12 protein-coding genes are annotated in these 13,630 nt (G+C 28.3%); 9 read left to right on the top strand and 3 right to left on the bottom strand.

Annotated elements, in window-relative coordinates; translation table 4 throughout:
- Positions 1 to 121 precede the first annotated feature (121 nt).
- Genes EXC66_RS00455 through EXC66_RS00435 form a run of 5 tightly spaced genes read left to right on the top strand, consistent with a single transcriptional unit; the run spans position 122 to position 3,470 of the window.
- A complete protein-coding gene (locus tag EXC66_RS00455; protein ID WP_006886704.1) occupies positions 122 to 1,408 on the top strand; it encodes an N-acetylmuramoyl-L-alanine amidase-like domain-containing protein in 1,287 nt (428 codons plus the stop codon).
- Positions 1,409 to 1,425: 17 nt separating this feature from the next.
- On the top strand, positions 1,426 to 2,295 hold the full coding sequence (murQ, locus tag EXC66_RS00450) for an N-acetylmuramic acid 6-phosphate etherase (RefSeq protein ID WP_006886703.1): 870 nt from the start codon (positions 1,426 to 1,428) through the stop codon (positions 2,293 to 2,295).
- A complete protein-coding gene (locus tag EXC66_RS00445) occupies positions 2,276 to 2,611 on the top strand; it encodes a PTS lactose/cellobiose transporter subunit IIA (RefSeq protein ID WP_006886702.1) in 336 nt (111 codons plus the stop codon). The genes murQ and EXC66_RS00445 overlap by 20 nt, the downstream gene beginning before the upstream one ends.
- Before the next feature lie 11 nt (positions 2,612 to 2,622).
- A complete protein-coding gene (locus tag EXC66_RS00440) occupies positions 2,623 to 3,162 on the top strand; it encodes a hypothetical protein (RefSeq protein ID WP_112579184.1) in 540 nt (179 codons plus the stop codon).
- Positions 3,162 to 3,470 (top strand): PTS sugar transporter subunit IIB, encoded by a 309-nt coding sequence (locus EXC66_RS00435; protein ID WP_006886700.1) that lies wholly within the window; start codon positions 3,162 to 3,164, stop codon positions 3,468 to 3,470. The genes EXC66_RS00440 and EXC66_RS00435 overlap by 1 nt, the downstream gene beginning before the upstream one ends.
- Before the next feature lie 68 nt (positions 3,471 to 3,538).
- Here the strand turns inward: EXC66_RS00435 and EXC66_RS00430 are convergent, their stop codons facing one another.
- Complete coding sequence (locus tag EXC66_RS00430) at positions 3,539 to 4,753, bottom strand: IS3 family transposase (RefSeq protein WP_112579108.1); 1,215 nt, start codon at positions 4,751 to 4,753, stop codon at positions 3,539 to 3,541.
- Positions 4,754 to 4,853: 100 nt separating this feature from the next.
- Between EXC66_RS00430 and EXC66_RS00425 the strand changes: the two genes are divergently transcribed.
- The 4 genes from EXC66_RS00425 to EXC66_RS00410 are packed head-to-tail and all read left to right on the top strand — an operon-like array spanning position 4,854 to position 8,800.
- A complete protein-coding gene (locus EXC66_RS00425; RefSeq protein ID WP_158525047.1) occupies positions 4,854 to 6,245 on the top strand; it encodes a PTS sugar transporter subunit IIC in 1,392 nt (463 codons plus the stop codon).
- A 2-nt stretch (positions 6,246 to 6,247) separates the two neighbouring features.
- The gene (locus EXC66_RS00420) at positions 6,248 to 6,595 is read left to right on the top strand and encodes a hypothetical protein (protein ID WP_006886689.1); all 348 of its coding nucleotides are present in this window, start codon (positions 6,248 to 6,250) and stop codon (positions 6,593 to 6,595) included.
- On the top strand, positions 6,595 to 7,686 hold the full coding sequence (locus EXC66_RS00415) for a DUF871 domain-containing protein (protein WP_006886688.1): 1,092 nt from the start codon (positions 6,595 to 6,597) through the stop codon (positions 7,684 to 7,686). The genes EXC66_RS00420 and EXC66_RS00415 overlap by 1 nt, the downstream gene beginning before the upstream one ends.
- On the top strand, positions 7,676 to 8,800 hold the full coding sequence (locus tag EXC66_RS00410) for an anhydro-N-acetylmuramic acid kinase (protein WP_006886687.1): 1,125 nt from the start codon (positions 7,676 to 7,678) through the stop codon (positions 8,798 to 8,800). Before EXC66_RS00415 ends, EXC66_RS00410 begins: the two co-directional genes overlap by 11 nt.
- Before the next feature lie 77 nt (positions 8,801 to 8,877).
- Here the strand turns inward: EXC66_RS00410 and EXC66_RS00405 are convergent, their stop codons facing one another.
- Positions 8,878 to 9,204: a hypothetical protein gene (locus EXC66_RS00405; protein ID WP_006886686.1), complete on the bottom strand. Its 327-nt coding sequence runs from the start codon at positions 9,202 to 9,204 to the stop codon at positions 8,878 to 8,880.
- Positions 9,205 to 9,256: 52 nt separating this feature from the next.
- Positions 9,257 to 13,624: a PolC-type DNA polymerase III gene (locus EXC66_RS00400; protein WP_112579188.1), complete on the bottom strand. Its 4,368-nt coding sequence runs from the start codon at positions 13,622 to 13,624 to the stop codon at positions 9,257 to 9,259.
- Positions 13,625 to 13,630: the final 6 nt, after the last annotated feature.

Raw genomic sequence — 13,630 nt, 5'->3', positions numbered from 1 at the left:
ACCAAAATTGCTTTTTTAGATAAATTTCAAAATATTTTAACATAATTAAAAGATTTGTAAAAATATTTTTAATTTCATGCTATTAAATATTAAAATTTAGTTGTAGAGATAGGGAGGTTTAATGAAGTTAAACAAAAAAATTACCACTTTAATTTTTGGAGCTTCTACAATACTAACAACTTTACCATTAGTATCATGCGTCCAAAAATCTGAACAAGTAAAAAATATTGAAAATTCTAACAAAGAAATAAATGTATCAATAGCTTATTCAAACGAATTAAAGGCTAAAATTGATGACATTGAAAAATTCAATAAAGAAAGTTTAGGTGGTGGAAAAAGAGCACATTTACTTAAAGAATCTAGAGCAGAAATAGCAAAAGCAAAAGAGCTTCTAAATCTAGTAAATGCTGCAATCGCTGAACATAAAAGTTATGAAAATAACGCTGATCTTAAAACAAAAATTGATGAATTTGACAAATTCATTCAAAGTGTTAAAGCTAGAGCATCATTTGAATTAGTAAATGGTTATTCAAAATATCTTAGTGAAAACGATTATGCAATCTTAACTTATCCATCTACAATGAATAAGGTTAAAGAAGTATTAAGTAAAATAACAGAATGAAAAAAAGAAAATATTTCAAAGAATGAATTATTAGTAAAGGTTTCTAATGAGTTCATGAACGTGAAATATACCGCTGAAAGATTGATCGGTTCACCAGATACAGCAGAAATTCTAGTTGTTGATCTTGATAATCTAGATTGTTTTACATATTTAGATTATATTTATGCACTAGTAAATTCAACTACAGAAGATGAGTTTATTAAAAATTTAGTTAATACTAGATATGTCGGTGGAAAGGTAAGTTACAATACTAGAAAACACTTTTTCACAGACTGAGCTAGTGAAAAATTCTCACCAACAGGACTACAAATGACTAATGTCATTGATAAAAATGTTATAGGTGCAGATAAAGTTACTACACTAAGATTTAATAGAAATATTAAAGCATCAACAGGTAAAGAAGTTCTTGCGGGTGCTGGAAGTGAAGAAAGAGAAATAAGTTATATTAACTACAATAGTGTTACAGATGCATTACTTTATGAACACTTTAAGGAAGGAGACATCATTACATTAGCTGCTCCTTCATCACTTAATGATTGATTAGATGTAACACACTGTGGTTTATTAGTGTTTAAGGATGAAGTTGATCAAAATGGTCAAACATTCAAAAAAGCATACTATAGAAATGCTTCATCAAGTTCTAAAAACATGAAAGTTGTTGATACACCACTTGTAGAATACCTACAAGATAGAAATATCAACTCTAAAGAAAGTAATGCACAAGGTAAAACAGTCTATTATGATCCAGCAAAAGTACCTGGAATTCTAATTTATAGAGCTGTGTAGAATCGGAGGAATTTGAGGTGAATGAAATTTCTAAACTTGATACAGAACAAAGGAATCAAAGAACCACAAATTTATCGAAAGTTTCTACTATTGAGATTGTAGAAAAATTTAATTACGAAGATTCGCTTGTACCCCCACTTGTACTTAAAAATAAAGAACAAATTTCTCAAATAATTGAAATTGCTTATAAACAGCTTAAGGAGCACGATGGAAGAATTATTTACATTGGAGCTGGTACTAGTGGAAGAATTGGTATTCTTGATGCTTCTGAAATATATCCAACTTTTGGGGTTAAAAATAAAGTTATAGGAATAATTGCTGGTGGAATGGACGCAATTATCACACCTCAAGAAGGCTCAGAAGATGATACTGAACAAGCGATAAAAGACTTACAAAATATAAATTTAACACAGAACGATATTTTAATCGGTTTAACAGCTTCAGGAAGAACACCATATGTTGTTTCTGGGCTAGAGTATGCTAAAAAAATTGGAGCCAAAACAGCATTTGTATGTAACAGTATTAATTCACCAACTTCTAAATTAGTAGATGTTGCTGTTGAAATCGAAACTGGAGCAGAAACTATAACTGGTTCAACTAGATTAAAAGCTGGTACTTCTCAAAAATTAGTATGCAACATAATTTCATCATCAGTAATGATTAAACTGGGATATGTTGAAGAAAACTTTATGATTAACGTAGTTCCTTCAAATCAAAAGTTACGTGAAAGATGTATAAACATGATTATGCAAATAACAAAAAAACCTCGTGATTTTGTTGAGGAAATTTTCAAGGTTGCAAACAACGTAAAAATATCAATTTTAATGATTGAAAATAACTGAAATTATGAACAAGCTAAAAAGGAATATGAAAAAATTTATGGATAAAGAAATAAATGTAGAATTAATTGCCTTTGAACTAATTGCGAATAGTGGTGGAGCAAAAGCTCTATTCTTGGAAGCGTTAGACGCTGCAATTGAATCCAATTTTGAACTAGCAGAACAAAAAATAAAAGAAGGAAAGCAATTATTACAAAATGTACACAGCTCACATGCAGAATTACTAACAGCTGAAGCTAATAAACAAATTAATAATATACCTTTATTATTAATTCATGCAGAGGATCAATTCATGCAAGCTGAAAGTGCATTAATAAGTGCTGAAAAAACAATAAAAATATTTAGAAAATTAAATAGTAAATAGAAAGGAAAAACATGTTAAAAGGGAAAATGATCCGTCCATTCGTGCTTTCATTATTAAGTGTGATATTTTCTATAACTGGGACATTATCTTTTATTCCTAAAATTATTCAATCGGGAAAAACTGATTTTGCAATTCAAGCACACAAATATGGTGATATGAATATGAATGTTACAGTAATTATCATGATTCTTTTTGCTGCTTTAGCTCTTTATTATGTTCTTAAAGCCTTAATTAAAAACAAAAAAGATAACGTTACTGTATCAAAAAAAGATAATATTTTATCTATTTTAGTAATCTTTTTAACTGTTCTTGCAGTTATTACAGCAATCTTTAGTGCTATAAGCTATAAGGCTTTTGAACCAAGTTTAGTATATGATCTACTACAAAATGGTAAACCTTTAGTTGATAGCCAGCTAAGTGTTTTAACAGCTAATAACGATAAAATTAAATATATCATTTTATCAGTTGTATTCGTTTACTTCGCTTTTGTAGCAGTACTTCTAATTTTATTAATAGTACTTAAAAAATCTAAAAAAGAGGAAGTAAAATAATGAAAGTTTTATTAATATGTTCAGGTGGAATGAGTACACAAATACTAATAAATTCACTTGAAAAAGAGGCAAAAAATCTTCAAATAAATAATTTTAGTGCTAATGCAATTGGACTACCTGAAATGGATGAATATCAAAATGATTTTGACATTGTTTTAGTAGCTCCACAAGTGAAATATAGATACGATCAAGTAGAGCAATTCGCTAAAAGCAAAAATAAATTAATTTATCAAATCCAAATGGCTGAGTATACTCCGCTTGGAGCTAATAAATTATTAACAAATATTAAAAGATTAATGGAGGAATAATGAAAAAGAGAAAATAAAAAACTCAAAAGTCACTAAACTAGGACAACGAAAGTTGACAAAAAAATATTTTAAGACATCATTGCAAATTGCTTTGGTGTTTTTCAATTTAAATTTGATTGTATTCTTTCATTATTATAATAATTTATGAATTTTTTTATTTCATCATTTAACATTTTTAACGTTAAATTTCTTACATTCAAATCTCTAATGAATTCAGTTTTCAACACCGAGAACCAATATTCTGCTTCTCTATTATCCAGACTATTACCAATTCTTGAGTATGAAGTTCTTCCATTCAATGATTTGACTTTATCTATAAATCTTTCGTTTGTATATTGAAATCCATGGTCCGAATGAACTATAAAAGTTTTATTATTGAAATTATTTTTATTTAAATTATCCATAACTAAGTCAAGATCATTGTAAAAAGATAGTTGAAATGATTCAACTAATTTAGATCTATGATCAATAATCACAGAAAGATAAACGTGGTTTTGGATTGCATCTTTTGTAGCAGGTAAGTATGTTATATCAGTACACTTAATATTGAGATTTTGAGAATCGTTATAATCTCTTTTAACTAAGTCTTCTCCTATGTAATTAATATCTTTTATTTCTTTTGTTCTTCTACGTTTTCTTATTTCTGAATTTAAGTTGTTTTTGCTAAGAAATCTCCCTAAAGTTCTTTCATTTAATACTATATTAAAGTCATTTTGCATGATTTTTGATAATTTAGTTCTGCCTGCATTTTTATGTTTTCTTCTAGCTTCTAAAATCTCTTCTCTATATTTTTCAGGTATTGTAGAATTTCATTTTTTAGTTGAACAATCTCTTTTTCTTGTATTATAAATAGATTGTCTTGAAATCTTCAATAATTTAGAAATTTTAGTAATTGATGTTTCAGTTAATGCTTTTGATTCTTTTGTTTTTTCTCTTTTAGGCATGTCTTTAGTTATCTCAACATATCTTTTAGCAATTTCTATCAATTCTTCTCTCTTAAAATCACTTCAATCAATTTCTTGATCTTTATTTTCTTTTCTGGGTCTTCCACGTTTCTTCATCTCACTAGGATGTTTTTTGCTTGTTAAAATGTATTCCATACCTTTATTATAAACTTTTGCTCTATATTTTAATGTTCTAAAAAAAGTTCTTATCCCGTTGGCTTTTAACTTTCAGTGCCCAGAAAAATTAATATATTTTTCAAGGATTATCTTTCTAGATAATCCATTATTCCAATCATTGATGAGTTCGAATCAATGATTGGAAGATAAATGTTTTCCCATATTTCCTCCAATAAAAAAAGTTGACATTTATTTGTCAACTTTTTGTGTCCTAGTTTACACAAATCTTCTTAAATCTATCGAACGTATTTTTATGCCAATCATGGCTAAAATTGGTGAAAACAGATACATTAATGCAATTAGAAATGGTATGATTTCAATCATTCCTATTCTTCTAATTGGTTCTACATTCATGATTATCTTTTTCTTCCCTATTGGAGCAACCGCTACATTAGGTATAGATATCTTAATGCAAAAAGCAGGTGGTAAGTGAGCATATTTACTTATGCTTCCATATCGTCTAACTTATCCAATGCTTGGACTTTTTGCAGTTATGGGTATTTCACGTTCCCTAGCTAAAACATACAAATTAGATGAACAACAAGCAATTTTAATGACTTTAATTGCTTATCTTATTAGTATTACAGGACCTACATACAAAACTATAGGAAACCCACAATTTACAACAGCATCATTTGGTAGTGCTACAGTTTTTGGAGGAATCTTAATTTCAATTTTTTCAGTCGAAATCTTCAGAATTTGTACTAAATACAACATTATGATTAGACTGCCAAAAAGCGTTCCAGCAGTTGTTGCAAAACCATTTAACGCTTTAATACCAATGATTTTTGTTATGATTCCTTGTTTAGTTGTTTTCAACTTCTTGGAATTTAACATTCACTCATATGCAAACTACATTCTAGCTCCTTTACAAGGATTATTTGCAGGAAATAACTATCTAGGATTTGTTTTAGTTGTATTACTAATTATGATTCTTTGAATCGCTGGAATTCACGGTGTATCTGTTGTTGGTGCACTAGCTAGACCATTCTGATTAGTTGCAATTGGACAAAACACTCAATTACTTACAACATTAAAAGTTACTCAATTATTTGCAAAAGATGGTGGAATAATTATTACCGAACCATTCTATCAATGATTCGTATGAATTGGTGGAGATGGAGCTACATTTGGTTTAATTTTAGTAATGTTGTTATTTGCTAAATCTAAATATATAAGAGCTATTACATACCCATCAATCATCCCAGGTATTTGCAATATTAATGAACCAATTATCTTTGGATATCCATTAGTTCTTAACCCATATTTAGCTTTACCAGCAATTCTTTCACCTATCGCTTTAGGAACAATAACCTTTGTTTGCATGCAACTTAATATTATCCCTGTTGCAACACAAACAGCAGGTTGAACTCTTCCTACACCAGTGGGAGCGCTATTGGCAACTGGGCTTAGTTGACAAGCTTGTGTATTTACATTCTTCTTAATGTTCGTTAGTGCATTAATATGATTCCCATTTGCTAAAGCATATGATAGAAAAATGGTTAGAGAAGAAATTGAACAAGAAACTCAAGAAAGAATTGAACAAGCTAAAAAAGATAATGTTGAATATAATGAAGAATTAATTCGTGAACAAGTAAGAAAAGAAATTAATTCAAGAAGTATATTCAAAAGAAAAAATAAAGTAAAAGCTTAAAAATGAGTGAATTTTGATTTACAATAACCTTAATGTTAACTGCTATTATTGGTTACTTTATTGGTTTCTACACTTGAGAACTAAAATGAATTAAAAAAATTTCTTCTTGAATTATTGTTCCACTTCCATTTATAGTTTTACTATTAATTGCAACACCAATGATTATCGAAAATGTCAATGGCGAAATCATCTTGTATAGTGCTGGTTTTCCTACTTGTTTATTTATGGGTTTTAGTGTATGTGTTTTCTTAAATCGTTGAGATATCTGAAGAAAATTACGTATTGATAAAGCTAAAAAAGCAGCGGGTTGAACCAAATATGACACAAAAGAAAGGAAAGGAAAAAAATAATGCTTGGAATTTCAATTTATCCTGAAAAACAAGATAAAAATGATATATTCAAATACCTTGAATTAGCTCATAAATATGGATTTAAAAGAGTTTTTTCATGTCTTCTTTCTGCTACAACAGATAAAGAGGAAACCATAAAAATCTTTAGTGAAATTAATGAATATGCACACAAACTTGGCTTTATCATAATCCTGGATGTAAATCCAAGAGTTTTTGAACAATTTGGTGCATCTTATGATGATCTAACATTCTTTAGCAAACTTAACGCTGATGGAATTCGTTTAGATATGGGCTTTGACGGTAAAAAAGAAGCGGACATGACATATAATCCGCAAAATTTAATGATAGAAATTAATATTTCAAATGATAACAAATACTTTGATAATATCCTTTCATACAATCCTAACAAAGAGATGCTGATTGCATCACATAATTTCTATCCTCAAGCGTACACAGGTCTTTCATTAGAATTCTTTAACAAAATTACCCAAAAATTCAAGGAAAATAATATTAAAACTGCAGCATTTATTACTTCTCATTCAGCAAAAGTTGGTCCATGAGTGTTATCACATGGACTAGTATCACTTGAGTTACTTAGAAACATGAGAATTGATTCGCAATATAAGTTTTATAGAGCTACAGGTTTAATTGATGACACAATTATTGGTAATTCTTTTGCCAGTGAAGAAGAATTAAAACTTCTTGCAAAAGTTCACCAAAATCCAATCATTAGTTTTAGACTTGAAAGAGACTCGTTAATAAATAATTCAGAAATAGAAAATACTATTTTATTTAATAATCCACATTTTAGACGCGGAGACACAAATTCATATAGTGTTAGATCAACCCAATCAAGAGTTAAATATAAATCTGAAGATTTTCCTGCCCATAATACACCAGAGGTACTCACAAAAGGTGATGTTGTAATTTGCAATAACAACTACGGTCAATATAAAGGTGAATTACAAATTATTTTACAGGAACAAAAAAATATCGACAGCGGTAAAAGTGTTGTAGGTAAAATAGTAGATGAAGAGTTGATCTTATTAGATTATTTAAAACCTCTTGAAAGGTTTACATTTGAAAAATAAAATTCAAGCTATCGGTTTAATGTGTGGCACAAGTGTTGATGCACTCGATATTGCTCATGTTGAAATTAGCGATGGTAAAAAAATAAAAATGAATTTATTAAACTTCAAAATGGTTCCTATTCCATCACAGTTAAAAAATAAAATAATGAAGTCATTTGAACAAAATATCACCAGCAGATTTTTATGTTCATTAAATTTTGAAATAGCAAATTTTTACGCAAACGAAGTTAATAAATTCATTAAAGAGAACAAATTAAATAAGGAAGAAATTAAATTTATCTCAAGTCATGGACAAACAATTTATCATTTAATAGACCCAAATGACACAGAAGTGAAATCAACCTTACAATTGGGTGATATTAGTGTAATCGCTAAAAAAACTAAAATTACTACTATTGGAGATTTTCGTCCTGCAGATATTGCAGTTGGAGGTCAAGGAGCTCCTTTAGTTCCTAAACTTGATCAAATCTTGTATAAAGATAAAAATAAAATTAGATTATTTCAAAATATTGGCGGAATGAGTAATGTATCAGTTATTGGCGATCATCCGCTTGCATTTGATAACGGTCCAGGAAATGTTCTAATTGATAAATGTATGAAATACTTTTATAATCAAGACTATGACAAGGATGCTAAAATAGCTCTTAGTGGTAAGGTGAATAAAGAGCTTCTTGAATTCTTAAAAAATGATCCTTACTATGAGCAAAAACCACCCAAATCCACTGGAAGAGAAAAATATAGTGACATATACTTCAAACAAATTATAGATAAATTCAATTATGTTTCTCCTAAAGATATTATCACTACAATTACTTTTTTTACAGCATATATAATTGCTGATTCATATAATAAATTTATTATTAAAGATGATAAAAAATATGAAGTTTATGTATGTGGCGGTGGAGCGAATAATCCATTTATAGTTAAAACTTTACAAAAATTATTGAAACCAATAAAAGTATACGATTTTGGAAAACTAGGTATTACTAGTGATTCAAAAGAGGCTGCTCAGTTTGCTTTATTAGGTTACCTTACATATACAAAACAAAGTGGTAATCTAACTAGCTCAACAGGAGCATTCGAAGAGGTTATTTTAGGAAAAATATCTTATTAAACAAGACCGACATTAATTTTGTCGGTTTTTTGTATAAAAATAAAAGTTAGATTTAACTCCAACCTTTATTATTAATATTATTCGGTGATTTGTACGTGTTCGCTTGTTTCATTTTCACTTAAAAGTTTGTTAATTTTTAAAATCAATAAAATTAATCCAATAATTCCCACAATACTGATAAAAATTCCAACAATAATTAAAATCATTGACACTCTATCGATTTTGCTTGATTTTATTGCAGCAACAATCATTAAAACTAAATTAACAATTGAAAATATTCATGAAGCAATCCGTAATATAGGTAAAATTCATCCTAAAATAACAACAAGGAATGAAATTACTGCTAAAATGATTAGAACAAGAGAGATTGTTCTTGTTTGTTTGAGTTCTTTTGTATTTAACATTTGTATGTCTCCTTAATAATATCTAGGATATTATACTAAAAATAATTTTTTGTTAAAACAATCTCATTTGGTCAGTTTCATCCAACTCATCAAAAATTCCTAATTCCTGCATATCTTTGAATTGAGTTTGATTAACAGAAGTACGTCTTTTAAAATCTTCAACTGAAAGAAATGGTCTTTCATTTCTAGCATTTATTATCGTATGAGCAACGTTATATCCAAGTCCGTCAATTACACTAAATGGTGGAATTAATGCTTTGTTTTCCTTATCAACTACTCATTCAATTTCAAGAGACTTATAAATATTTATATTACTTATTTTATAACCTCTACTATACATCTCTCTGGCTAATTCAAGTGTAGGAATTAAATTTTGTTCTTTTGTACTTCTATCTTTTTTATCTTTTGAATTTATTTCGGTAATTTTATTGTTAATTTTATTTGCTCCATAGTCATTCATCATCGTGACTAAATCAAAAGCTTCACAACGTGTTGTAAAGAATGTTGCATAAAATTCCAATGGATAATAAACCTTAAACCACGCAATTCTTCAAGCCATTAAAACATATGCAGTTGCATGAGCCTTAGGGAACATATATTCAATTTTTTTCATACTTTCTATATATCAAGTTTCAACATTTTTGCTTAACAATTCTTTTTCTTGCTCAGCAGTTATGCTTTTACCTTTACGAACTTGTTCCATAACTTTGAAAGATAAAGATGGTTCAATTCCTTTAGACATTAAATAAATCATAATGTCATCTCTACAACAAATGACGTCTTTAAGAGTTAGCCCTTCATTAACTATTAAATCATGTGCATTATTTAATCATACGTTTGTACCATGACTAAGACCTGATAGAGATACTAAATCAGCAAAGCTGCTTGGGTTTGCTTTACTTAACATCTGTCTAACAAAACCTGTACCAAATTCTGGTATTCCTAAAGCACCAGTAGGTTCACCACCAATATCTTCTGGTTTAATTCCTAATGATTTGGTATTTGAGAAAATACCTATAACATTTTCATCCTTTACCGGTATATCTTTTTTAACATTTAAACCAGTTAATCTCTCCAACATTTTAATAGCCATCGGATCAACATGACCTAGAATATCTAATTTTAACACATTATCATGTATAGCACGATATTCAAAGTGTGTCGTTTTTCAAGTACTACTCATATCATTAGCTGGGTAGTTTACAGGGGTAAAATCTTCTACGCTAAATTCTTTAGGAATAATGATAATCCCACCTGGATGTTGACCTGTAGTTTTTTTAACACCTTCAAGTTTCTTAGAAAGAAATTCAATAAATAAAGGAGAATAGTTTAATTTTTGTTCTTCATTAACTGCTTTAATATAACCATAAGCGGTTTTTTCAGCTATTGTTGATATAGTACCTGCTCTAAATGTATGTCCATCTCCAAAAAGTCTCTTAACTTCATCATGAATAACAGGTTGATAATCGCCAGAGAAGTTTAAGTCGATGTCAGGAACTTTGTCAGCATTAAAACCTAAGAAAGTTTCGAAAGGAATTGACTGCCCATCTCTTTTCATAGAGATACTGCAATTTGGACAATTTTTAGCTTCTAGATCAAACCCTGAAGTAATACCAGGAACATTAGCAATTTCAAAATGCTTGCAATTTTCACAAATATAATGCGGTTCTAGAGGGTTAATTTCTGTTATTCCACTCAAAGTAGCAACTAGTGAAGAACCAACAGATCCACGCGAACCAACTAAATAACCATTATCCAAAGATTTTTTAACTAAAATATGAGAAATTCAATAAACAACGTCAAAACCATATTTAAGAATAGGTTCAATTTCTTTCTTTATTCTTTTTTCAACTATTTCAGGCAATTTCTCACCATATATCTCATGAGCAGTTTTGTATACTAATTCAGGTAATTTGATTGTTGAATCATCAAATTTTGGTGTATATAAATCTTTTTTAATAACTTCAATTTCTTCAACTAAATCAGCAATTTTATTTGGATTATCAATCACTATCTCTTCAATTAGTTTAATATCATTTAGAAATTTAAATTCTTGAATCATTTCATCAGTTGTTAAAAAATCATTATAAGGAAGTTGTAATTTAACATCTCTATCGTAATTGTATAGATAATGAGAAACTCCACCTATACCTTTAGAATTAACTAAAATAGAATAAACCGACAAGTCTTTTTTAGATTCATATCTAACATCACCAATTGCAACTACCATTTTTTGTTTTTGTTTTGACCTTAAAACTAAATATTTTAGTAGTCTTTGAATTTCTTCTTCGGTAAATTCACCATAACCAACTTTATGTTTTAAATTTTGTGGTGCTGGTATTTCAATATAATCAAATAGGTCGATGTAATAATCAATTTTATCCTTTGAAGAATAAAGTAATGAATCGATTAAATCTCCTTGTATTCCGGATGAACCAATTAATAAATTTTTGCTTCTAGGTAAATCTTCATAAAAAAGTTTAGGTTCTTTATAAAAATTATCAGTTAGTGCAAAAGTCACTAATTCAAATAACTCTTTTAATCCTTGCTGATTAAGGGCTAAAATAGTAATATTTGCTGCTCTTGTCTTTTCATATAAAGAATTATCCTTATATTCATATAATTCTTTAAAACTTGTTATTTGTAAGTCTTGTAATTTTTGAAATGACCCTCTTCATGCGTTTGCTAAAACCTCTGCATCATAGTCCGCACGGTGAGCTATATCTCTAGAGTACTCAACTCCTAAATATGAACAATAGTTTTCAAGTTTATGTTTGTATTTATTCGGAAAAAGTAATCTAGAAATAACTAATGAGTCAATAAAAGTAGTATTTGGTAATTCGATATTATTTTGTCTTAGTTTTTCAAAAATAAAGTTATAGTCAAACTGTACATTGTGAGCTACTGCTACTTTATTGTGTAAAATTTCTCTAATTCTTAATAATCCTGTGATTTGTTCAACACCTTGTTTTTGAAGCATATCATCGGTAATTTTCGTAAGTTCTTTAGTAAAATCTGATAGTTTTTGTTCAGTTTTTAGGAAAAATTGAATTTTTTCAACTATTTTACCATCTTTTACTATTGAAGCACCAAACTCAATTATATCTCCGATATGAGGACTTAAATGTGTGGTTTCAATATCAAATGAAACATATTCAACATCCCTCAATTGTGCATCCAGAACATTTCCTATAACTGCCATATTGTTTTTATGAATGACATTAAAAGTTACACCGTAAATTGGCTTTACTCCAGATTTTTTTGATTCATAAAAGAATTTAGGAAAGTTTTGAACACTGGTGTTGTCAACCAAAGCTACAGCCTTGTGCCCATATTTTGAAGCGATATCTAAAATTTCCTTAGCTTCCAAAATACCATCCATTGTATTCATTTTACTTCTTGTGTTTAATTCAACTCTTTTTCTTTCATAAATATCTTTTTTATCCTCAAAGAGCTTAGATGTTTTCACAAAATTATCCAACATTATGAAACGTCTATTTCTAAAGTCGTTCTCTATTGTTCCGAAAATTTCAATAGTATCTCCTATTTTAGGGGTATTTTCAATGACAGCTTTAGATATTTTTTTAACTTCTATAGCATCGTTATAATCAGTTACAACAAAAGTGTAAATATGAAATCCATTTTTTGAAACTAAATAATCTGTATTAAAAATTTCTCCTACTGTATTAACATCAGTTTTATTGTAAAGAGACTGATCAGAATTAATTTCATTAATTTTCATTTTTACATAGTTTTTTGTGGGTCTATTAAATTTTACTTTAGGTGCATTAAAAGTAATTAAGTTATCCTTTTTTTCAGTTTCTTCAATTTTCTTCATGAAAAGTTCTAGTTCTTCTTTTTTCTTTTCATTCATTTTTCTATTATATTCATCAACATCAATAACTTCATTCACATGTAGGATTAATTTAAACCATTTTAATCCAATTTTATGTAAAAAATTATTTACTTTTTCAATCTCTGCTTCATAAATTTTAGTGGTTTGATCTTTGTTTATTGTCTCTTTTACTTCTATAATATAACTTTCATTATTTATATTAGATTTAATTTCACCAATTTTTGTTAGGTAAGCGTGTAGATTGTTTAATCCTCCATAAATTTCATGAATGCGTATAATGTATTTCTTTATTTCGCTTGGTTCAAAAAATTTGCTGGTAATATGAAATTTAATTTTGAAAATTTGGTTTTTAATTTCTGATACTTTTAGTAATAATGTGAAAAAGTCCTCAACAGAGGGCATTGAATAAGAACCTATGGTAAATTTATATACAGGAATTCCTGAATTATTTTCATTAAAAATAATTTCATCATCTACAATAAATGAATCCTTAAAACTCTTCATATCATCCAAATTTAACATCTTAAAGAAACTTGCTAAATGATTATCTCTATAAAAGTTCATATTTAC

Origin of the sequence: Mycoplasmopsis anatis, assembly GCF_900660655.1 — a bacterium.
GTDB lineage: Bacteria > Bacillota_I > Bacilli_A > Mycoplasmatales > Metamycoplasmataceae > Mycoplasmopsis > Mycoplasmopsis anatis.
The sequence above is the reverse complement of the archived record's forward strand: the minus strand, read 5'-3'. Positions and strand labels throughout refer to the sequence as shown.